Below are 21,686 nucleotides of genomic sequence, written 5' to 3'. Positions count from 1 at the left end.
CGAAATGTTGTGATGAAATGCGGGGGTAATATCGACCCTTGGCGATAACCCCCCGTTATCGTCACGGGTTCCTTCACGTCCTGAAGTCTGCGGGGCGGATACCGTGACGGGTCAGCTTGTCATAGAAGGTCTTGCGCGGCAGCCCGAGGCGGGACATCGCCTCGGTCGCGTGGCCTTGGCATTCGCGCAGGGCATCGCGGATCAGCTCTGCCTCATAAGCCGCAACCATATCGGGCAGGGGCGGGCGGTCTTGGGGTTCCTGCGTGGTATTGGGGGTCAGGCCAAGGATGTGATGTTCGGCAAATGCTTGCAATTCACGCAGGTTGCCCGGCCACGGATGGGCTGACAGGCGGGCCATGACCAGATCGGTCAAGGGCGGCACGCCGCGCGACAGACGGTCGGCGGCAGTTTGCAGAAAGCTGCGGAACAGCGCGGGGATGTCCTGCATACGCTCTGACAGGGGCGGCACCCTCAGGACGGCGCGTGACAGGCGATAATACAGCCCCTGATGGAATGCCGCAGGATCATCATGATTTGCCGTTGCAATGATCTGGATGTCCAGCGGACGGGGCGCTGCGGTGCCTGCGGGCCAGTATTCGCCAGCCTCGATCAGGTTCAGAAGGCGGATTTGGGCGGCTTGGGGCAAGACGGTGACATCCTCAAGACACAGGATACCGCGATGCGCCTTTTCCAGCAGACCTGCGCTGCGGGGGTGGCGGGCGCCAAGGGCGGGCTGTTGCCCCAGCAGCATCGCCTCTAGCCCCGTGTCGGTGGTATTGGTGCAATCCAGCGTGACAAAGGCCTTGCTGCGGCGCGGACCCTGCCGGTGGATGGCGCGGGCAACCAGCGATTTCCCCGCACCACTTGGCCCAATAATCAGGGCATCGCTTTGCGCCTCGGACACGCGGGTCAGGGCGTCGCGCAGATGCACCATTGCCGGACTGTCCCCCATCAGCTGTGGATGCGCCAGCGCCGCATCATCGCCCACCTGCCGCAGGCGGCGGTTTTCCAGCACCAAGGCGCGTGTGGCCAATGCCCGTCGCAGGGATGCAGTCAGCACATCGCCGGCAATCGGCTTGGTTAGAAAGTCGTAGGCCCCCGCATGCAGTGCAGAGACCGCCATATCCACATCAGCGTGCCCTGTCAGCAGGATCACCGGCAGATCGGGATCCATGGCGTGTATGTGACGAAACAACTGGATGCCATCCATTCCGGGCATCCGCACATCGGTCAGCACAATACCGCGATAGTCGCGGTCCAGACCTGTCAGGGCGGATCTGGCGTCGGGAAAATCCTCGATCTCGATTCCTGCGATGTCCAGCATCTGGCGCTGGGCCATGCGCAGGTCGTCATCATCGTCGATAAGGCGGACGCGAAGGGAATTGGTCATAAGGCCCTCGGGATGGTCAGGCGGAAGGACGCGCCTTGGTTGGGTTCAGGTGGCAACAGGTCCAGTTCACCCCCGAAGTCGCGGGCAATATCACGCGAAATTACAAGCCCAAGCCCCATCCCCTGCGGTTTGTCGGTGGCAAAGGGGGTGAATATCTGCGTGGCCATATCGGGTGCGATGCCGGGGCCGTTGTCTGTAATGGTCAGGGTGACATCCTGCGCCGTCTGATCAACCCGCAGGCGGATCCACGGATCGGGGTGGCCTTCCTGTGCATCATGGGCATTGGTCAGCAGGTTGACCAATATCTGTTCCAGCCTGACGGATTCCGCCCGCACACATAGATTAGGTGGCAGCCGGGGCAGGTTGAACCGCATGGCGCTGGCACGGCGGCGGCTGGCCGTCAGCATCAGGGATGCCTGTATCGACTGATCCAGCGGCACAGCCTGCACCGCCCCGGTTGCCTTGCGTGAAAAGCTGCGCAGGCGCTGGGTGATGGTGGCGATACGGTCGGTCATGGCAACGATGCGGGACAGGTTGTCACGCGCGGGTTGGGGCGGCAGCAGATGGGTTCCGTTTTCCGCCAGCAGGCGGATGGTGGCCAAAGGCTGGTTCAGCTCGTGCGCGACGCCGGCGGTGATCTGGCCAAGGGTGGCCAGCTTGTTGGCCTGCACAAGGTCCGACTGCAAACGGATCAGGCGCTGTTCGGCGGTCTGGCGTTCGCGCATCTCGTCTGACAGATCGCGTGTGCGGGCGGCCACCGCGCGTTCCAGATCATCACGATAGGCGGCTTGGGCGCGGGCGATGCGGGCGGCGCGGCGCAAACGTGCCGTTACCAGCGCGGTCGCAATGCCGCCCAGCAGAACCACCAGAAAGGCGGTGCCTGCCGCCAGTCCTGCCAGCCGCTGCGCGCCGCTGTGGGGCGTCCGGACCACCAGCGTCCAGTCGCTGCGGCGAAGTGCGGCCTTGGTTGTCAGAAAACCCGATTGCTGCGGCAGCGGCTTAAACCGCAACGTGGGGGTGCTGGATATGACCACTGTCCCTTCGGCATCCAGAACATGGGTGTGGTCAGGGTCACGGGCCCATGCGGACTCTAGCGTGTCGAATTCGATCTTGACGACAATAACGCCGATCGGACGGCCATTGTCGCGGATGTCATGCGCCAGATAGAGGCCCGGTCGCCGGCTGACAGTGCCAAGGGCATATTCCTGACCTGTGCCATATTGCATCGCCTGCCGGAAATAGTCGCGGAACGCGTAGTCATAGCCCAGAAAGCTGGTCGGTTGGTCCCAGTTCGATGCAGCCACCGCGCGCCCTTGGGCATTAATCAGATAGACGACGCTGCTTTGGGTTTCTTCACGCAGCAAATCCAGTTTCGCCGATACGGCGTCATCGGCGGGGGTAACGTCGCGCAGGGTGGCGATCACCTGCTGGTCCACCGACAGGACAACCGCCACCGCGCGCTGGCGGTCAAGAATGCTGTCCAGTGCCAAGGCCCGGGTCTGCGCGCTGGCCATCGCCGCATCGTTCAACCGTGTCAGGGACGCGTCATAGGTGATACGTCCGACAATCAGTGGAACCGCGACCAATGACACGACCAGCAGCGCCACCCACAAACCCTTTCTGTGCAAAGGCTGATGCGAATCGTCCGGCTGTTGCATGGGGTCTGGCGCTTTCACGGGCTGTGTTTCGTTTTCCACACTAACAGTTCCGAACTGTGCGGGAAACCGCACATTCAGTCATGCGTCTGGTCTGCAAAAATATGTAAATTCAGATGGTTGTCCTAAATGCTGTCATCGCTTCGATGTGTTGTCAGAATGCCTATGCTGCGCGTCACATGACGACATATGCAGGTTGGAGGAGACCACATGCAGTTGGATCACACCGCGCAGCCCCATGCGCAGGGGTCAAAACCCGTTTACGCCCATCTCTATTTTCAGGTCATTTTCGCCATTATCTGCGGTGCGCTGATCGGGCATTTCTATCCCCAGACGGGCGAGGCGTTGAAGCCGCTTGGTGACGGCTTCATCAAACTGGTCAAGATGATCATCGCGCCGGTCATCTTCCTGACCATCGTGACCGGACTGGCCGGAATGGGCACACTGCGCGGCGTGGGGTCGGTTGTGGGCAAGGCTTTTGCCTATTTCCTGACGTTTTCAACGCTGGCGCTGGTTGTCGGGTTGATCGTGGCGAATGTTGTCCAGCCGGGCCGCGGGATGAACATCGACCCGACGACGCTGGATGCCAGCACGGTCACCGGATATGCCGAAAAAGCGCATGAGACGTCGCTGGTCGGCTTTGTCATGGATATCATCCCGACGACGCTGGTGTCGGCCTTTGTCGAGGGCAACATCCTTCAGGTGCTGTTCGTGGCAATCCTGTTCGGTATTTCGATGATCCTGATCGGTGATAAGGCAAAGCCGGTTCTTGCGGTCTTTGAAAGCGCCAGCCATGCGATTTTCCGTGTGGTCGACATCCTGATGAAGGCAGCACCCATCGGTGCCTTTGGCGCATTCGCCTTTACCATCGGCAAATATGGCATCAGCGCAGTTGCCAATCTGGCGGCACTGGTGGGGACGTTCTATCTGACCTCGGCCATTTTCATTATCGTGATTTTGGGGACCGTCTGCATGGTCAACGGATTCTCGATCTTCCGGCTGATCAGCTATCTGCGGACGGAAATTCTGCTGGTTCTGGGCACCTCGTCGTCGGAATCCGCCCTGCCGTCGCTGATGGAGAAGATGGAGAAGGCCGGTTGCGCCCGTCCCGTCGTGGGGCTGGTTGTGCCGACGGGGTATTCTTTCAATCTGGATGGCACCAATATCTATATGACGCTGGCGGCGCTGTTTATCGCGCAGGCAACCAATACCGACCTGTCGCTGCAACAGCAGGTGCTTTTACTGCTGGTGGCAATGCTGTCGTCCAAAGGTGCTGCGGGTGTGACGGGCGCGGGCTTTATCACGCTGGCCGCGACGCTGTCGGTTGTGCCGACGGTGCCGGTTGCGGGTATGGCGCTGATCCTTGGCGTAGACCGCTTCATGTCCGAATGCCGGTCGATCACCAATTTCATCGGCAACGCCGTGGCAACGGTTGTTGTCAGCCGGTGGGAAGGGGCTTTGGACCGAGACGCGCTGAATGCCGCACTTAGCGGTCGTGACAGGGGGCAAGTTGCGCCTGTTGCCGGTGTCCCGATGGCACCTGCCGGTTTGCAGGTCGGTGAAAGCAGCGCCGACTGAAACGGACAAAAAGGGGGCTGCGGTATGTCGCAGCCCCCTTTTCTATTCTATTCTTCGGCAATCGCCTTATCGGTCAACATGTTCAACGCATTCGACAGTTTATCCAATGCCTCGGTGGCGTCAGACAGGTCATAGCGTTCGGACAATGTTTCGGCTGACAGATAGCCAAGCTGTGTGCCATCGGCATCTTCCCAGATCAACACGCGGGCTGGCAGATCCATCGCGGATTTCGGATCGGCCTGCATCAGCGGCGTACCCAAGGCGGGGTTGCCAAAGATAAAGACAGTCGCCGGCTGCATTTCAAGTCCCGCATCTGTTGCGGACTGCTGGTGATCGACGCGGGCGACCAATGCGGCAGGGCTTCCCTCGATCACGCCTTCCAGACGGTCGGCGGTTTCCTGAACGTCATAGGGGCTGTGCTTGACGACCCATTCATCAGCCTGTGCGGTGGTTGCGGCCACCATCATGGCCGCCGCCGACATCATACAGCGCATCGGGGTCAACTGCATTATGCGGTCCCCCGGATCGGATAATCACGGCTAAGGATAAAGCCAAGACCGGTTAGCAGGTCATCCAGTGTGGGACGGGCGAAAGGAACGTTCTGCAGATAGAAGGCGAACAGGCGACCATCGGGCAGAACCAGCGCAATACCGGGTTCGGCAAACAGGGCAGGTTCGGCATCCTTCGATTTGGCGGACATATATAGACCCCATTCGCGGGCCGATGCTTCGCTCAGGTCATGGCCAATCGGCAGATTGCCGAATTTCCATTCTTCTTTCTGGCGACCATAGCGTTCTTCGTCGTCCATCGAGATGGCGGCAACCTCGACGCCCAGTTCCTTGAAATCATCCTGACGGCCTGCAAGTTCTTCGATCTGCTTATGGCACAGCGGGCAATGTACGCCACGGTAAAAGAAGATCGCCGTCATACGGGTATCGCCCGAAGTCGGAAGCGCAAAGGCATTGCCTTCGTCATTTTTGGCTTCGATCATCGGAACAAGTTGTCCGGGCATCAGCGTGCTATGACGGGTCATAAAGATCCTTTCAGGTTTCATTCAGTTGTATCGGTAACGTGGTTTGTCCATGCAGGTTTCGCAACCTTGATAACGTCGGTTCACGTTTCTGGGATGGTGCGTGCGTGTCAGCGTAATACAGCGCACAAACAATGCTGTGAATCGCGGGCTATGTTAACCATTTGTTCTTGCAGAGCAGCAAAGTTTTTTCTAATTCCACTCAAACCCCTATCGCCGGTTCCTGATACGTTCAAAGGCCGGTGGATAAAGGGAACAAGAAGACCCCCTGCGCGGGGGCGGAAGTGAAGGAAGCGGTCCTTGGCGATCAGAGGAAAAAAACTGAGGACGGTTCGTGGAAACTTCGATCTGTCCCGAACCGTAGTGGTCGGATCGCCGGCAAATCCCAATATCGTCTATGGCTATCGCTTTCCCAGCCACCCGCGCCGCATCAAGATCGGCTATTCCAGCCGCGGTTTGTCGCGTGTGGCAGAACAGGCAACCGCCTTTCCCGAAAAGCCCATCATCGAATTTGTCATCCATGACCGCCGCGCCCGCGCTATCGAAGGGGCGTTCCACCGCGCTTTGCGGGGACAACAGGCCGATACGATCGGCACGGAATGGTTCGATGCCTCTTGGGGGGATGTTCTGGCTGTCTCTCCGGCGCTGCGGAAAGCCAGCCTTGCCTATAGCATCGTGCTTGGCTGCAAGGTCGTGCTGTCAGGATTGCTAGGGATTGCGGGGCTGCTGGTCTATCCTGTTCTGCTGGCACTGATCGCAGCCATGCTGGCGGGGGCCGAGATCGGGCCGGTTTGGGACAACGGGCAGCGCTATCTTGGCGGTCTGGTCACCCGTGCGCCCTCGGCCAGCCTTGAAATGGCGCGCCACATGATCCGGCTGGCGGTCATGCGTGATGTGCCGGGTGTCATCCATGTGGTGGCACTGTTGCCGGTCCCTGCATTGATGTGGTGTCCGTTCGTAAGGTTGCGCGCGCAGGCGTTCTGACAAATAACGCGCCGTCCATCGTGATTTGCAGCTTTTCCGCGATTGAGCGCATGGTGACGCCCGTGATAAGCGGGACGACGTCCAGATCGGGCAAGCTGCAAGGGGGACAACTTATGTGCAACGGATTTTCGACCATCGGACCTATGCTATGACCCCCGCCGCCCGCGTTTCTGCGGCCATTTCGGTCTTGGATCAGGTTCTGTCGGGCATGCCTGCCGAACAGGCGCTGTTGCGCTGGTCGCGTGGCAGCCGTTTTGCGGGGTCCGGTGATCGCGCTGCCGTTCGTGATCTGGTTTTTGGTGCATTGCGCCAGCGCGACAGTCTGGCAGCCATCGGCGGATCGCTTGACGGGCGCGGGCTGATGATCGGTCATGCACGCCAGACGCAGCAGCCCTTGGGCAGCATTTTTTCCGGCGAAGGCCACGCCCCTCAACCGCTAAGCGCGGATGAGGCGGCTGTCACGCCCCCTGCCGATTTGCCGGACGATCTGCCCGATTGGGTCAGGCCGCAATGGGAAGCTTCGCTTGGGGATAATGCGCGGGCGGTGGCTGCAGCAATGGCGGATCGCGCGCCTGTCTGGCTGCGGGTCAATCTGGCATTGACCGATCCGGTCAAAGCCGCGCAGTCGCTGGCCGATGAAGGTATTCTGACCGAAGCCTTTGCCGATCTGCCATCGGCCCTGCGGGTTACGCAGAACGAACGACTGGTCGGGCGTTCGGCGGCCTATCGCGACGGTCTGGTCGAATTGCAGGATCTGTCACCCCAGCTGGCCTGTGCGTCGCTGCCCCTGCGGGCCGATGATCGCGTGCTGGATTATTGCGCGGGCGGCGGTGGTAAAACACTGGCGCTGGCCGCGCGCCAGCCCAAGGCGCGCTTTGTGGCCCATGACGCCTTGCCCGCCCGTATGGGGGATCTGCCGGAACGGGCCGAACGTTCGGGCGCACCGGTGCGTATAGTCCGCAAGCCGGAAGGGACCTTCGATCTGGTCGTGGCCGATGTGCCCTGTTCGGGCACTGGCACATGGCGCCGCACCCCTGATGCCAAATGGCGGCTGACACCGGAACAGCTGACCCGCCTGACCGAGGTTCAGGCCGAGATCATAGATCAGGTCGCCCGCCTGATCCGCGTCGGCGGGCATCTTGCCTATATGACCTGTTCGGTTCTGGATTCCGAGAATGCCGCGCAGGTCGCAGGCTTTCTGGAACGTCACCCCGGGTTTTCACTGGAAACGGACCAGTCGTGGACGCCACTGACGGCAGGGGACGGCTTTTATATGGCCGTTTTGGTGCGCAACGCCTGATGGCGCGGCAGCGCATCAAGGTTAACGCTCTTTTAAGGAAGGGTCGGATAGCAAGGGGATCGTCGCAGGGCAAAAGGACGATTCGGATGCTGCAGCTTGATGAAAAAGCGGGAATGCCCAAGGGCGCGCTTGCCGCACTGCCATTGCTTTTGACGCCGGTGGTTGCAGGGGCAGGGGTTCTGGCCGTTGCACCGGGCGCAGCCACCGGCTTGACGGCAGTGGCTGTCGGGACAGTCTCGGTCGCGTGGTATCTGCTGGGCGGGGCGGTGTCGTTGTCGCATCTGTCGCGTGGACTTGCTGCCCGCCGTGCCATGTCCGCCATCAAGGGTGAGGTTTCTGCCGCGCCTGAACCTGTCTGGCTGTGTGACAGCGACGGATTGGTCTTGTTCCAGAACCCCGCAGCGCATCACCGGTTCGAAGATATGACAGGCCGCAGCATCCTGTCGCTGATGGCGCGCCTGCGCGCCGATGCCCATGGGCAGTTGGCTGATATGACATCGCGTGCCATGCGGCTTGGCAATGCGGAAATGACGCTTGCAGATAACGATGTCCTGACGCTGAGCTGTCTGCCCGATGCACCCTTGCAGATCTGGTCCTATCGTCAGGCGGGCTATGCCGACACGGTACTGGCTGCACCCTATGATGAGGATGATGTTGATGATTTCGATGCCATCCCCGTGGCTTTGCTGCGGATCGAAACGGATGGCACCATCTGTCGTGCCAATATATTTGCCCGCAACCTGCTGGACGGTATGCTGACCGGCACCGGTGACCAGAATCTGGCTGAATTGCTGGATGGACCGGGGCGGCCCTTGCTGGATTGGCTGGCCGATATGTGCGCCGGGCGCGCCGTAAACCAGACCGAGATGCTGCGCCTGCGCCACCGCGACAGCCGAACGGGTGATATGCGCGACCGGCATTTTCAGGTCGGCCTTGCCCGCGACCCCCTTGATCCGGCCCGTATGATTGCTGTGCTGAACGACGCCAGCGCCCTTAAAACACTCGAGGCGCAATTTGCCCAAAGCCAGAAGATGCAGGCCATCGGACAATTGGCTGGCGGTGTCGCACATGATTTCAACAATCTGCTGACGGCGATCAGCGGGCATTGCGACCTGCTGATGCTGCGTCATGATAAGGGTGATCCCGATTTTGCCGATCTGGACCAGATCAGCCAGAACTCGAACAGGGCCGCGGCGCTGGTCAGCCAGTTGCTGGCGTTTTCACGCAAGCAGACGCTGAAAATGCAGACGCTGGATTTGCGTGACACATTGGCCGATCTGACGCATCTGCTGAACCGTCTGGTGGGGGAACGCGTCGGGTTGACCATCACCCATGATCCGGCATTGGCCGCCATGCGCGGGGACAAGCGGCAGCTGGAACAGGTGATCATGAATCTGGTGGTCAATGCCCGCGACGCCATGCCTGACGGCGGTGATATTACCGTCAGAACCCGCAATATCCGTCTGGCCGCGCCGGAAAACCGCGACAGTGTGACGCTGGCGCAGGGCGATTATGTTGCGATCAGTGTCAGCGACACAGGCTCGGGCATTGCGCCCGATCATCTGGGGAAAATCTTCGATCCGTTTTTCACCACCAAGCGTGCGGGCGAAGGAACGGGGCTGGGGCTGTCAACTGCCTATGGTATCGTCAAACAGACAGGCGGTTATATCTTCTGCGACAGCGAATTGGGGCGGGGCACGACATTCTCGATCTACTTCCCGGCCCATGCCATCACCGATATTGCGGCGAAGCCAGCCGCAGCCGTTGCGCCCGTCAAGCAATTCGTTCGCGGCAAAGTCCTATTGGTGGAAGACGAGGCACCGGTCCGTGCCTTTGCCGCCCGCGCGCTGAAACTGAAAGGCTTCGAGGTGGCCGAGGCGGCCTCGGGCGAGGCGGCGTTGGAAATACTGGAAAAGGGTGACCAGCAGATCGATATCTTCGTGACCGATGTCGTGATGCCGGGTTTGGACGGGCCGTCATGGGTGCGCGAAGGCCGCAAGCTAATGCCACAAGCCAAAGTCATCTTCATGTCCGGCTATACCGAGGATATTTTCGTGGATGGTCAGGTGCCTGTGCCCGACGCGGCCTTCCTTGCCAAGCCCTTCACCCTTAGCGAGTTGACCGAGCTGGTCCACCGGCAGCTGACGCGCCCCGATCAGGACGCGCCGCAAAGTTAGGGCAGGTCACAACGTATCGTATAGATCCAGATCGTTGGTCATGGCTTGCCGCAACTGGCGTTCGGATTGTGCATCCAGATGGACATCGACACTTGGTGGCACGTTGATGCGCGGCAGCTCGATCGCGCAATCCAGCCGGTTTTCAAGGAAATCGACGAAATCCTGAATACGCTCGTATTGGAACATGCAATCGACAGTACGCATGCGGTGGGTCAGGAAATCCGACTGGCTGGAAATGCCCAGCATCGGGCTGCCACCTTCCTGTGCGTATTCGGTGGCAAATTCCGAAAACGACATTCCGGCCATAGCGTGATGGGGATCTTCGTGATCATCACGCAATTTGAACCGATACCAGCTGCGCAGCCAGTCCACAGGTTCGCGCATCAGGGCGACTGTGGTGAAACGTTCGCCTGTCTGCGCCTCGAGCCACGGGCCAAGATGCTTGTTATAAGTACCGATATCGGTGTGTTTCAGCTGTGCAGGCCGCTGCAATGCCGCCGACGCCAAGGATTCAAGCGCCATTTCGACCGCACTAGAGCCTGTTTTGGGGTTCGCCAGAAAAACCAGCCGTTGGTCCCAGAATATCAGCATTCGCAGTCGCTCCGATCATATGGTTTGCTGCAATCGTGCCGTGGATACCGATACCGCCGCTTGGTGTAAACGCTTTGTTAACTGCTGCCGGATGATGATGCGGATAACGAATCGTTAATTAACCATGATGACCTTGAAAACCCGATGGGAATGGCGCATCTATGTGCGAACAGGACGTGAACATCCAGCCGGTTGAAGTGATTGCCCCGTCCGGTGGGCTGTGAAATAACGATGGGAATGACATGGCACAGGCGAGCATCTTCGACATGACCGACAAACGCACAGCAGATAAGCAAAAGGCTTTGGACAGCGCTTTGGCCCAGATCGAACGCCAGTTCGGTAAAGGGTCGATCATGAAGCTGGGCAAAGACAGCCCCGTGGCCGAGATCGAGGCGACCTCCACCGGTTCGCTTGGTCTGGACATCGCGCTTGGAATCGGTGGCCTGCCCAAAGGCCGCATCATCGAGATTTTCGGGCCGGAAAGCTCGGGGAAAACCACGCTAACGCTGCATGTCGTTGCCGAGGAACAGAAAAAAGGCGGCGTTTGCGCGTTTGTCGATGCCGAACATGCGCTTGACCCGCTTTACGCCAAGAAACTGGGCGTTAACTTGGACGAACTGCTGATCAGCCAGCCCGATACTGGCGAACAGGCGTTGGAAATTGTCGATACGCTGGTGCGGTCGGGCGCGGTCAATCTGGTTGTGGTCGACTCGGTTGCGGCCTTGACGCCGAAATCGGAAATCGAAGGCGATATGGGCGATATGCAGATGGGCAGTCAGGCCCGTTTGATGAGCCAGGCCATGCGTAAGTTGACCGCAAGCATCGGTCGCAGCAACTGCATGGTGATCTTCATCAACCAGATCCGCATGAAGATCGGCGTCATGTTCGGCAACCCCGAAACCACGACGGGCGGCAATGCGCTGAAATTCTATGCTTCGGTCCGTCTGGATATTCGTCGTATCGGCTCGGTCAAGGATCGGGATGAGGTTGTCGGCAACTCGACCCGCGTCAAAGTGGTCAAGAACAAGGTCGCACCACCTTTCCGTCAGGTCGAATTCGACATCATGTACGGCGAAGGTATCAGCAAGGTTGGCGAATTGATCGACCTTGGGGTGAAGGCCGGTGTCGTCGAAAAATCGGGCGCATGGTATTCCTATGGGGATGAACGCATCGGACAGGGTCGTGAAAACGCCAAGCAGTTCATGCGCGACCGTCCTGAAGTTGCCCATGCGATCGAGGATAAGATCCGCGCCAGCCACGGATTGGAGTTCGGTTCTGACGAAGGCGGCGACAATGATTCCCTGACCGAGGATTGATCGCAATTCTTCTTGGAGATGGAAATACAGCGCGCAGGGGCCATACCCCTGCGCGCTTCTTTATGTGCCGGACCTGCGATTGCTGGACAGGGATGCAGGCGGGCGATAGATAAACGTCAAGCCCGGCTTGACCGGAGACAGCAGAACATATTCGCGATGAAGGCCCGTCATGCCCAGTATGAACGACATCCGCTCTACCTTCCTTGGCTATTTCGAAAAGAATGGCCACCGTGTGGTGGACAGCAGCCCCCTTGTGCCGCGCAATGACCCGACCCTGATGTTCGCCAATTCGGGCATGGTGCAGTTCAAGAACTTGTTCACCGGTCTGGAAACGCGCGATTACAGCCGCGCCACGACTGCGCAGAAATGCGTGCGGGCAGGCGGCAAGCACAACGATCTGGACAATGTCGGCTATACCGCGCGCCACCATACGTTCTTTGAAATGCTGGGCAACTTCAGCTTTGGCGATTATTTCAAGACCGAAGCGATCCCCTATGCCTGGGAATTGCTGACCAAGGAATTCGACATCCCCAAGGACAAGCTGCTTGTTACTGTTTACCACAACGATGACGAAGCTGCCGATCTGTGGAAGAAAGTCGCCGGCCTGACCGATGACCGCATCATCCGCATCGCCACCAGCGACAACTTCTGGCAGATGGGGCCGACCGGTCCCTGTGGGCCGTGTTCGGAAATCTTCTTCGACCATGGCGACAAGATCTGGGGTGGCCCTCCGGGCAGCAAAGATGAGGACGGCGACCGCTTCATCGAAATCTGGAACATCGTTTTCATGCAGAACGAACAGTTTGAGGATGGCTCGATGCGGGCGCTGGACATGCAGTCGATCGACACAGGCATGGGGCTGGAACGCATCACGGCGCTGCTGCAGGGCAAGCACGACAACTATGACACCGACCTGATGCGTAGCCTGATCGAGGCCAGCGCAAATGTCACCAGCGCCGACCCGGACGGTCCGGGCAAGGTCCATCACCGTGTGATCGCTGACCATTTGCGCTCGTCCAGTTTCCTGCTGGCCGATGGCGTCATGCCCAGCAACGAAGGTCGTGGCTATGTCCTGCGCCGCATTATGCGACGCGCGATGCGCCACGCCCATATGCTGGGCGCGCAGGATCCGGTCATGCATAAACTGGTGCCGGAACTGGTTCGCCAGATGGGCGCGGCCTATCCCGAACTGACCCGCGCGCAGCCGATGATCGAGGAAACTTTGCGTTCCGAGGAAACCCGTTTCCGCCAGACGCTGGATCGCGGTCTGCGTCTGCTGGATGACGAACTCTCCAAGCTGCCCGAAGGCGCGAACCTGCCCGGTGAGGCGGCGTTCAAACTGTATGACACCTTCGGCTTCCCGTTGGACCTGACGCAGGATGCCCTGCGCGAAAAGGGCCGTGCGGTGGAAACCGAGGGTTTTGACAGCGCGATGGCCGAACAAAAGCGCATGGCACGTGCCGCATGGTCCGGTTCGGGCGAGGCTGCTGACGCCACCATCTGGTATGAACTGGCTGAAAAGCACGGAATTACCGAATTTCTGGGCTATGACACCGAAACCGCCGAAGGTCAGATCCTTGCCTTGGTGGCCGATGGTGCGGACGCCGCTGATGCCGCCGAAGGCAGCAAGATCAGCATCGTGGTGAACCAGTCGCCGTTCTATGCTGAAAGCGGTGGTCAGGTCGGCGATAGCGGTCTGATCAAGACCGATACCGGTGCCGCGCGTGTGACCGATACCAAAAAGGTCGCCGGTGTCTTTATCCATATGGCCGAAGTCACCATGGGCACGATCAGCCGCGGTCAGGGCGCGACCTTGACAGTGGATCATGACCGTCGCGGGGCGATCCGGTCCAACCACTCGGCCACGCACCTGCTGCACGAGGCGCTACGCCGCGCGCTTGGCGACCATGTGTCCCAGCGGGGCAGCCTGAATGCGTCGGATCGCCTGCGGTTCGATTTCAGCCATAACCACGCCGTCAGTGCCGAAGAAATGGCGCAGGTCGAGGCCGAGGTGAATGACTTCATTCGCCAGAACAGCGCCGTCGTGACCCGTATTATGACACCGGACAATGCACGCGGTATTGGCGCGCAGGCGCTGTTTGGCGAGAAATACGGCGATGAGGTGCGCGTCGTTTCGATGGGCCAGCACGATGGCAGCGGCAAAGGTGCCGACGGCCAGACCTATTCGCTGGAACTGTGCGGCGGCACCCATGTGGACCGCACGGGTGACATCGGGGCGTTCGCGCTGCTGGGCGACAGTGCCTCCAGCGCAGGGGTGCGGCGGATCGAGGCGTTGACCGGACAGGCCGCTATGGACCATCTGCGCGACGCAGACCGCAAGCTGATCGAAATTGCAGGCATCCTGAAGGCGCAATCCGCCGAGGTGGTGAACCGCGTCCGCGCGATGGCCGACGAACGCAAGGCCTTGGCCAATGAAGTGGCCCAGCTGAAGCGGCAGCTGGCCATGGGTGGCGGCGGTGCATCCGAGGCGAAAGAGATTGAGGGCATCAAGTTCATCGGTCGCAAGGTCGAAGGCGTCGGTGGCAAGGAACTTGGCGCGCTGGTTGATGACATGAAGGCCCAGCTGGGCAGTGGTGTCGTGCTGGTGCTGGCGGAATCCGATGGCAAGGCCACGGTTGCTGCCGGCGTCACGGGCGATCTGACCGACCGCGTCAGCGCCGTCGCCATCGTGCAGACCGCAACCGCAGCCCTTGGTGGCAAGGGTGGCGGTGGCCGTCCCGACCGTGCCCAGGGCGGTGCGCCCAGCCTTGATGCTGCCGATGCGGCATTCGCCCAAGTCGAACAACTGATCGGGGAAACCGTATGACCGCCCTCTGGATTGCCCATGTGACCGTCACCGACGCCGAGGCTTATGGCCGCTACGCCAAGGAGGCCGGTCCCGCCATCGCGCTTCACGGCGGCGTCTTCCTTGCCCGCGGCGGACGTTACCACCAGCTGGAGGGTAACGACCGTGCCCGCAATGTCGTCGCCCGCTTCCCCAGCCTTGAAGCAGCCGTTGCCTGTTATCATAGCACAGAATACCGAGCGGCGCTGACACATGCCAAAGGCGCAAGCGAACGTGACCTTGTGATCGTGGAAGAAACGCCTGCCCCTGCGGAATAAGGTGAACATGTCATACCTTTGTGCTAGATCTGTCTGAAATTAGTCACAAAGGGGCAGGGGCATGTGTCGTTGGGCGGCCTATATGGGCCAGTCGATCTTTCTGGAAGACATCGTCAGCCTGCCGGACCATTCGTTGATCCGGCAGAGCCAAGGCGCCAAACGCTGCCCCACACCTGTTAACGCCGACGGCTTTGGTATCGCGTGGTATGGTGAACGTGCCGAACCCGGCCTTTACCGCGATGTACTGCCCGCTTGGTCGGACCCGAATCTGCTGAACCTTGTGGGACAGGTGCGGTCGGGGTTGTTCATGGCGCATGTCCGCGCCTCGACCGGGACAGCGACCAGCCGCAACAATTGCCATCCCTTTGCCGTCGGACGCTGGAGCTTTATGCATAACGGCCAGTTTGGCGGTTATGACAATTTCCGCCGCCATGCCGACGCCTTGATCCCTGACAATCTGTATTGCCAACGCAAAGGTGCCACCGACAGCGAGGCTTTGTTCCTGATCGCGCTGGCCCAAGGGCTGGATGGTGACCCCAAAGGCGCGATGCAGCGTGCCATCGGCCTGATGGGGGACCTGGCTGTGGCTAAGGGCGAGGCACCGCATATCCGCGCCGCCTGCGCGATGTCGGACGGACAGCGCCTTTATGCGCTGCGTTACAGCAGCGACGATCAGGCGCCATCGCTGTATCACCGCTGGTCAGCCTCGCGGCAGGGCTGGGCGGTGGTGTCCGAACCGCTGGAAGGCGATCAAACCGATTGGAAAGAGGTGCCACCGGGCAGCTTTTGTGTGTTCGAACGCGATAAGGTCGAAATCACTAGCTTCTGCCCGGAGTTTCTGCAGGCCGCAGCCTGAGGGGTCAGAACTTCGGATCGATCGCGGGTTCCGCCTTGGGCTTCGGTGTCTGCTTTACCTTGGCAACCGCGCGACGGAAGACCAGCACATTGTGATAGACCGTCGTGCGACCGGTCAGGCCGCTGCGTTCTTCCGAAGGCAGAACATCGGCGCGCATATATTCCCAGCCTTGCGCCGCCATGCTGTTCAACTGGGCCGTCAGCGCCAGCGCATAGCGGTCGGTTGGGGTTTTCGCGTCCTTGTCCTTTTCACCACGCGCAGGCGCGGCGACGACCGAATATTCAAAGCCCGGTTCAGAAATGCCCATTGAAGTCCTGCCATTCACGAAAAAAGGGGCTGTGCCCGTGGGGATAGGAACAGCCCCGCCGCAAGGGCGGGGCTTGGTAAGTCACTGGGCCAGCTTTTTGGCGACCAGTTCGTTCACGGCAGCAGGGTTGGCCTTGCCGCCCGATGCCTTCAGAACCTGACCGACAAACCAGCCTGCCAGTTTCGGGTTGGCTTTGGCCTTTTCGACCTGCGCGGGGTTCGCGGCGATGATCTCGTCGACCACAGCCTCGATCGCGCCAAGGTCAGTGACCTGCTTCATGCCGCGATACTCGACGATCTGCGCGGGGTCGCCGCCTTCGGTCCAGAGGATCTCAAACAGGTCCTTGGCGATCTTGCCCGAAATATCACCCTTGGCGATCAATTCGACCACACCGCCCAACTGCTGCGCCGAAATGGGCGAGGTCTGGATGGTCATTCCTTCTTTATTCAGGCGACCGAACAATTCGTTGATGACCCAATTCGCGGCGGTCTTGCCGTCACGACCCGCGGCCACAGCCTCGAAGAAGTTGGCGTTTTCGACTTCGGCGGTCAGCACGCCCGCGTCATATTCCGACAGGCCCATGTCCTTGACAAAGCGGGCCTTCTTTTCATCGGGCAGCTCAGGCATTGCGCTTGCGATGTCATCGACCCAAGCCTGCTCGATTTCCAGCGGCAGCAGGTCGGGGTCAGGGAAATAGCGATAGTCATGCGCTTCTTCCTTGGACCGCATCGACCGCGTTTCACCCTTATCCGCATCATAAAGACGCGTTTCCTGCACAACCTTGCCACCATCCTCGATGATGGCGATCTGGCGGCGGGCCTCGTAATCGATGGCGGCCTGAATGAACCGCATCGAGTTCATGTTCTTGATTTCGCAGCGCGTGCCCAGATGGCTGAAATCACCGGTTTCGGCAAAGCGTTCGTAATCGCCCGGCTTACAGACCGAGACGTTGACATCCGCACGCAGGTTGCCGTTCTGCATATTGCCGTCACAGGTGCCCAGATAGCGCAGGATCTGGCGCAGCTTCACGACATAGGCGGCGGCCTCTTCGGGGCCGCGGATGTCGGGGCGGCTGACGATCTCCATCAGCGCCACACCGGTGCGGTTCAGGTCCACGAAGGACATGTTGGGGTCCATGTCGTGAATCGATTTGCCGGCATCCTGTTCCAGATGGATACGTTCGACGCGGACACGACGGGCCACACCCGGCCCCATATCGACGATGATTTCGCCTTCGCCCACAATGGGGTGATACAGCTGGCTGATCTGATAGCCTTGCGGAAGGTCCGGATAGAAATAGTTCTTGCGGTCAAAGGCGCTGCGCAGGTTGATCTGGGCCTTCAGGCCAAGGCCGGTACGGACCGCTTGTGCCACGCAGAATTCGTTGATGACGGGCAGCATGCCGGGCATGGCAGCATCGACAAAAGCGACGTTGCTGTTGGGTTCGGACCCGAACTCGGTTGAGGCACCCGAAAACAGCTTGGCTTTCGATGCGACCTGGGCGTGAACCTCCAGCCCGATCACAAGTTCCCAGTCGCTTTTGGCGCCTTGGATCACTTTCGGCTGCGGGGCGGTGAAGGTCAGGTCTAGCATTCAAATGCCTCATCATGCGTCGGATCGGTCTTTGCGCGGGTTTTAGGGCAAGGTCGCAGGATTGTCACGGCCTGCTGCGCCGATCTTTGCATGACATACGAATCAGCGATTTCGGCATCGAAAACGAAATGCCCGTGTTCTGACCCCGCTTTTTACAAGGCTGCGACCCTAGGTCGGCGGAAATCCGACCATATTGCAAAAGTATGGCGGCATGATCCTGCCGACGTGCGGCTGGATAGCTTGCGGCATTCGGGGCTTCGGCTAAGGCAGTATCTGACGAAACTGTCCCACGAGGTTCTAATGCGCGCTGCGCTGTCCCTGGCCGCTTTGGCCGTTCTTGCCGCTTGTTCCACAACGCCGGACGCCAAAAAGGCCGAAGGTGCCAAGTCAGAGGCGCGAGAGCTTGCTTTGGCCGCCAATCCGCCGATGCGGTGGGGCAGCAAAGGTGGGTCCGATGCATGGACCGCCGCAACAATGGCCGCGCTGGACCGCGAGGGGGCAACTTTCCTGTCCAAGGTTCCGCAGGACATCAACGAATTCTGCCCCAATTATCGCCAGCTGACCCAGACCGGTCGCAAAGCCTTCTGGGCGGGGTTGCTGTCTTCTGTCGCCAAGCATGAAAGCACCTATAACCCGCAAGCTGCGGGTGGGGGTGGTCGCTGGCTGGGTTTGATGCAGATCGCACCGATGACATGGCGGCATTATGGTTGCGTCGGAAACATACGCAATGGCGCCGACAACATGAGCTGCGCTGTCACCATCATGTCCCATCAGGTCGAACGTGATAATGCGGTTGCCCATGACGGCGACGGTTGGCGCGGCGTGGCGCGCGATTGGGCGCCACTGCGTAGTTCGAAAAAGCGTGCTGATATTGCCAATTGGACATCAAGCCAGACTTATTGCACCGCGAAAAGCTGATTTTCCTGCATCGCGGGCAAAGGGCGGCATCACTGATGCCGCCCTTTTTCGTATCAGCTCCGCAGGGCGGTCAGGATGCGCGCCCATGACCTTGCGCCTTTGGCAAAGCTCTCGACGTCATATTTCTCGTTCGGGGAATGGATGCGGTCGTCGTCACGGGCAAAGCCGATCAGCATCGAATCCATGCCAAGGATTTCCTTGAAGTCACCCGCGATCGGAATTGATCCGCCAGCGCCGATAAAGGCTGCCTCGCGGTCCCATTCGTCCGTCAGGGCCTGTTTGGCGGCGGCAAAGGCCGGATCGCTGATGTCCATGCTGCTGGCGGGGCTGGCGCCGTGGTCATGGAATTCGACACTGCAATCGGCAGGGATAAAGCTGCGGATATGCGCCTGGAAGGCATCGCGGATGGCATCGGGGTCCTGTTTGCCGGTCAGGCGAAAACTGACCTTGGCGCGCGCCTGCGCCGGAAGCACGGTTTTGAAGCCGTCACCGGCATAGCCGCCTGCAATGCCGTTGATTTCGGCGGTCGGTTGGTTCCAGACCATCTCCAGCGCCGTGCGGCCTTTTTCACCAATCGGGTCTTTCAGGCCGACGCGGCCCAGAAAATCGGCGGCATCAAAGCCAAGCGCCTGCCAGTCATTGGCCAGTTCCGGCGTCAGTTCGGCCACACCGTCGTAAAAGCCGGGCAGGGTGACGCGACCGGTGTCGTCTTTCAATGCGGCCAAAGCCTGCGACAGGATCATGATCGGGTTGGCGGCCAGTCCGCCGAAACTGCCGGAATGCAGGTCGCGGTCGGCGGCGGTGATCACCACCTCTTGGCCCACCAAACCACGCAGTTGGGTGGTGATGGCGGGGCGGCCATCAGCATAGCGGCTGGTGTCGCAGATCATCGCAACCGATGCGCGCAGGGCATCGGCATGTTCATGCAGAAACGGGCGGAGTGAGGGCGAGCCGGATTCTTCCTCGCCCTCGAACAGCAGGATCAGGTCGGATGGCAGGGTGCCGTGGACGGCTTTCCATGCGCGGAACGCCTCGACAAAGGTCATCAGCTGGCCTTTGTCATCGGATGCGCCGCGTCCGCGGATGACGGGACCGTCGGGGGTATCCTCGATCGCCGGTTCGAAAGGCGGGCTGTTCCACAGCTCCAGCGGATCGACCGGCTGCACGTCATAGTGGCCGTAAAACAACACTGGCCGCGCATCGGCTTTCGGGGATGACGCAACGACCATCGGGTGACCCGGGGTGTCATGGACTGCCGTCTCAAACCCAAGGTCGCGCAGCTGTGCAGCCAGCCATTCGGCGGCGTTGCGGACATCGCCCTTATAGGCCGGATCGGTTGAAATCGAAGGGATACGCAGGAATTCCAGCAATCTGTCCAAGGCACTGTCCAGCCCTGTGTCCAACTGCGTCAGCACGTCCTGCATTTTTGCTGAATCCACCATTTTCCCGCCTTTCCGAGCAGAATTGTCGACTTTTAGACTAGGCATTTTGTCCTAGTGCGACGTTTTTGACCTGTCATTTTCGCGTCTTACCGCCTATCTAGGGCTTGCCGCGCGTGGTCGGACCATGATCGCACCCAGCCAGCTATGCAAGGGAACGCCCGCAATGAAATATGATGCCGCACTGGATCAGGCGATTTCGCGTCTGCACGAAGAAGGTCGCTATCGCACCTTTATCGATATCGAACGCGCGAAAGGCCGCTTCCCGCAGGCCATCTGGAACCGTCCGGATGGTGAAAAGCAGGAAATCACTGTGTGGTGCGGCAATGATTACCTTGGCATGGGCCAACACCCTGTCGTTCTGGAAGCCATGCACGAGGCGTTGGACGCCACGGGGGCCGGTTCGGGTGGCACGCGCAACATCAGCGGCACCACGGTCTATCATAAGCGGCTCGAGGCCGAGCTGGCGGATCTGCACGACAAGGAAGCGGCTCTGGTCTTCTCCAGCGCGTATATTGCTAATGACGCGACGCTTTCGACCCTGCCCAAGCTGTTTCCGGGGCTGATCATCTATTCTGACGCATTGAACCACGCCTCGATGATCGAGGGGATCAAGCGCAATGGTGGTGCCAAGCGCATCTTCCGCCACAATGACGTCACCCATCTGCGCGAACTGCTGGAGGCCGATGATCCCGCAGCGCCCAAGCTGATCGCGTTTGAATCGATCTATTCCATGGACGGCGATTTCGGCCCCATCGAGGCGCTGTGCGATCTTGCCGATGAATTTGGCGCGCTGACCTATCTGGACGAAGTGCATGCAGTTGGCATGTATGGCCCGCGTGGTGGCGGTGTGGCCGAACGTGACAATCTGTCGGGCCGTATCGATATCATCAACGGCACGCTGGGGAAAGCATTCGGCGTTTTCGGCGGATATATCGCGGCCAGTGACAAGATGTGTGACGCGATCCGGTCCTATGCGCCCGGCTTTATCTTTACAACCTCGCTTCCGCCGACTGTTGCTGCAGGTGCTGCGGCATCCATTGCCTTCCTGAAAACGGAAGACGGCCAGAAGCTGCGCGATGCCCAGCAGTTGCATGCGCGTATCCTGAAAATGCGCCTGAAATCGCTGGGGATGCCGATCATCGACCACGGTAGCCATATCGTGCCGGTCCATGTGGGTCATCCTGTCCACTGCAAGGCGTTGTCGGACATGATTTTGCGCGATTACGGCATCTATGTGCAGCCGATCAACTTCCCGACAGTGCCGCGCGGCACCGAACGTCTGCGGTTTACGCCATCACCGGTGCATGATCCGAAGCAGATTGACCATCTGGTCCGCGCTATGGATACCCTGTGGTCCCATTGCGCGCTGAATCGCGCCGAATTGAGCGCATAGGCAAATCCGTCCGTGAACTGCTCTCGCCTGCGT

At 60.0% G+C, this 21,686-nt stretch carries 18 protein-coding genes; 10 read left to right on the top strand and 8 right to left on the bottom strand.

What is annotated here, in order from left to right; genetic code table 11:
* Positions 1-73: 73 nt before the first annotated feature.
* Together DWB67_RS08535 and DWB67_RS08530 are read right to left on the bottom strand one after the other, a co-directional pair.
* Positions 74-1,390: a sigma-54 dependent transcriptional regulator gene (locus tag DWB67_RS08535; RefSeq protein WP_119807112.1), complete on the bottom strand. Its 1,317-nt coding sequence runs from the start codon at positions 1,388-1,390 to the stop codon at positions 74-76.
* Positions 1,387-2,997: an ATP-binding protein gene (locus DWB67_RS08530; protein ID WP_255418603.1), complete on the bottom strand. Its 1,611-nt coding sequence runs from the start codon at positions 2,995-2,997 to the stop codon at positions 1,387-1,389. Before DWB67_RS08530 ends, DWB67_RS08535 begins: the two co-directional genes overlap by 4 nt.
* A gap of 258 nt (positions 2,998-3,255) precedes the next feature.
* On the opposite strand from DWB67_RS08530, the gene DWB67_RS08525 reads away from it, so the two are divergent.
* A complete protein-coding gene (locus DWB67_RS08525) occupies positions 3,256-4,623 on the top strand; it encodes a dicarboxylate/amino acid:cation symporter (protein ID WP_119807110.1) in 1,368 nt (455 codons plus the stop codon).
* A 47-nt stretch (positions 4,624-4,670) separates the two neighbouring features.
* Here DWB67_RS08525 and DWB67_RS08520 read toward each other — a convergent pair whose 3' ends face one another.
* Together DWB67_RS08520 and DWB67_RS08515 are read right to left on the bottom strand one after the other, a co-directional pair.
* Positions 4,671-5,132, bottom strand: coding sequence for a DUF302 domain-containing protein (locus DWB67_RS08520; RefSeq protein ID WP_119807109.1), 462 nt, complete (start codon positions 5,130-5,132; stop codon positions 4,671-4,673).
* Positions 5,132-5,656 carry a redoxin domain-containing protein gene (locus DWB67_RS08515; protein ID WP_119807108.1) on the bottom strand — a complete coding sequence of 175 codons (525 nt, stop codon included), beginning with the start codon at positions 5,654-5,656 and terminating at the stop codon, positions 5,132-5,134. Before DWB67_RS08515 ends, DWB67_RS08520 begins: the two co-directional genes overlap by 1 nt.
* Before the next feature lie 360 nt (positions 5,657-6,016).
* On the opposite strand from DWB67_RS08515, the gene DWB67_RS08510 reads away from it, so the two are divergent.
* The 3 genes from DWB67_RS08510 (at position 6,017) to DWB67_RS08500 (ending at position 10,114) form a co-directional block, all read left to right on the top strand.
* Complete coding sequence (locus DWB67_RS08510) at positions 6,017-6,637, top strand: GIY-YIG nuclease family protein (protein ID WP_182911531.1); 621 nt, start codon at positions 6,017-6,019, stop codon at positions 6,635-6,637.
* Positions 6,638-6,785: 148 nt separating this feature from the next.
* Complete coding sequence (locus tag DWB67_RS08505) at positions 6,786-7,937, top strand: RsmB/NOP family class I SAM-dependent RNA methyltransferase (RefSeq protein WP_119807106.1); 1,152 nt, start codon at positions 6,786-6,788, stop codon at positions 7,935-7,937.
* A gap of 86 nt (positions 7,938-8,023) precedes the next feature.
* Positions 8,024-10,114 (top strand): ATP-binding protein, encoded by a 2,091-nt coding sequence (locus DWB67_RS08500; protein WP_255418602.1) that lies wholly within the window; start codon positions 8,024-8,026, stop codon positions 10,112-10,114.
* Positions 10,115-10,120: 6 nt separating this feature from the next.
* Here the strand turns inward: DWB67_RS08500 and DWB67_RS08495 are convergent, their stop codons facing one another.
* A complete protein-coding gene (locus DWB67_RS08495; RefSeq protein ID WP_119807104.1) occupies positions 10,121-10,705 on the bottom strand; it encodes a sulfotransferase family 2 domain-containing protein in 585 nt (194 codons plus the stop codon).
* Between the two features lie 242 nt (positions 10,706-10,947).
* On the opposite strand from DWB67_RS08495, the gene recA reads away from it, so the two are divergent.
* The 4 genes from recA to DWB67_RS08475 all read left to right on the top strand — a co-directional run bounded on the left by recA (position 10,948) and on the right by DWB67_RS08475 (position 16,000).
* Positions 10,948-12,021, top strand: a complete 1,074-nt coding sequence (recA, locus tag DWB67_RS08490) for a recombinase RecA (protein WP_119807103.1) — start codon at positions 10,948-10,950, stop codon at positions 12,019-12,021.
* Between the two features lie 169 nt (positions 12,022-12,190).
* Positions 12,191-14,848, top strand: a complete 2,658-nt coding sequence (alaS, locus tag DWB67_RS08485) for an alanine--tRNA ligase (protein WP_119807102.1) — start codon at positions 12,191-12,193, stop codon at positions 14,846-14,848.
* Complete coding sequence (locus DWB67_RS08480; protein ID WP_119807101.1) at positions 14,845-15,144, top strand: DUF1330 domain-containing protein; 300 nt, start codon at positions 14,845-14,847, stop codon at positions 15,142-15,144. The genes alaS and DWB67_RS08480 overlap by 4 nt, the downstream gene beginning before the upstream one ends.
* 61 nt (positions 15,145-15,205) lie before the next feature.
* Positions 15,206-16,000 (top strand): class II glutamine amidotransferase, encoded by a 795-nt coding sequence (locus DWB67_RS08475; RefSeq protein WP_119807100.1) that lies wholly within the window; start codon positions 15,206-15,208, stop codon positions 15,998-16,000.
* Positions 16,001-16,004: 4 nt separating this feature from the next.
* Here DWB67_RS08475 and DWB67_RS08470 read toward each other — a convergent pair whose 3' ends face one another.
* Positions 16,005-16,307, bottom strand: a complete 303-nt coding sequence (locus DWB67_RS08470; protein WP_119807099.1) for a hypothetical protein — start codon at positions 16,305-16,307, stop codon at positions 16,005-16,007.
* An 81-nt stretch (positions 16,308-16,388) separates the two neighbouring features.
* Entirely contained in the window at positions 16,389-17,900 is a 1,512-nt protein-coding gene (gene gatB, locus DWB67_RS08465) for an Asp-tRNA(Asn)/Glu-tRNA(Gln) amidotransferase subunit GatB (RefSeq protein WP_119807098.1), read from the bottom strand.
* A gap of 225 nt (positions 17,901-18,125) precedes the next feature.
* Here gatB and DWB67_RS08460 point away from each other — a divergent pair, with 225 nt between their 5' ends.
* Positions 18,126-18,818 (top strand): transglycosylase SLT domain-containing protein, encoded by a 693-nt coding sequence (locus DWB67_RS08460; RefSeq protein WP_255418601.1) that lies wholly within the window; start codon positions 18,126-18,128, stop codon positions 18,816-18,818.
* 53 nt (positions 18,819-18,871) lie between these two features.
* Here DWB67_RS08460 and DWB67_RS08455 read toward each other — a convergent pair whose 3' ends face one another.
* On the bottom strand, positions 18,872-20,260 hold the full coding sequence (locus DWB67_RS08455) for a dipeptidase (RefSeq protein WP_119807096.1): 1,389 nt from the start codon (positions 20,258-20,260) through the stop codon (positions 18,872-18,874).
* Between the two features lie 163 nt (positions 20,261-20,423).
* Between DWB67_RS08455 and hemA the strand changes: the two genes are divergently transcribed.
* Positions 20,424-21,653: a 5-aminolevulinate synthase gene (hemA, locus tag DWB67_RS08450; RefSeq protein WP_119807095.1), complete on the top strand. Its 1,230-nt coding sequence runs from the start codon at positions 20,424-20,426 to the stop codon at positions 21,651-21,653.
* The last annotated feature ends 33 nt before the right edge of the window (positions 21,654-21,686 follow it).

The sequence above is a fragment of the Paracoccus sp. JM45 genome (assembly GCF_003590715.1).
GTDB lineage: Bacteria > Pseudomonadota > Alphaproteobacteria > Rhodobacterales > Rhodobacteraceae > Paracoccus.
This window is presented reverse-complemented; position numbering and strand designations above follow the sequence as displayed.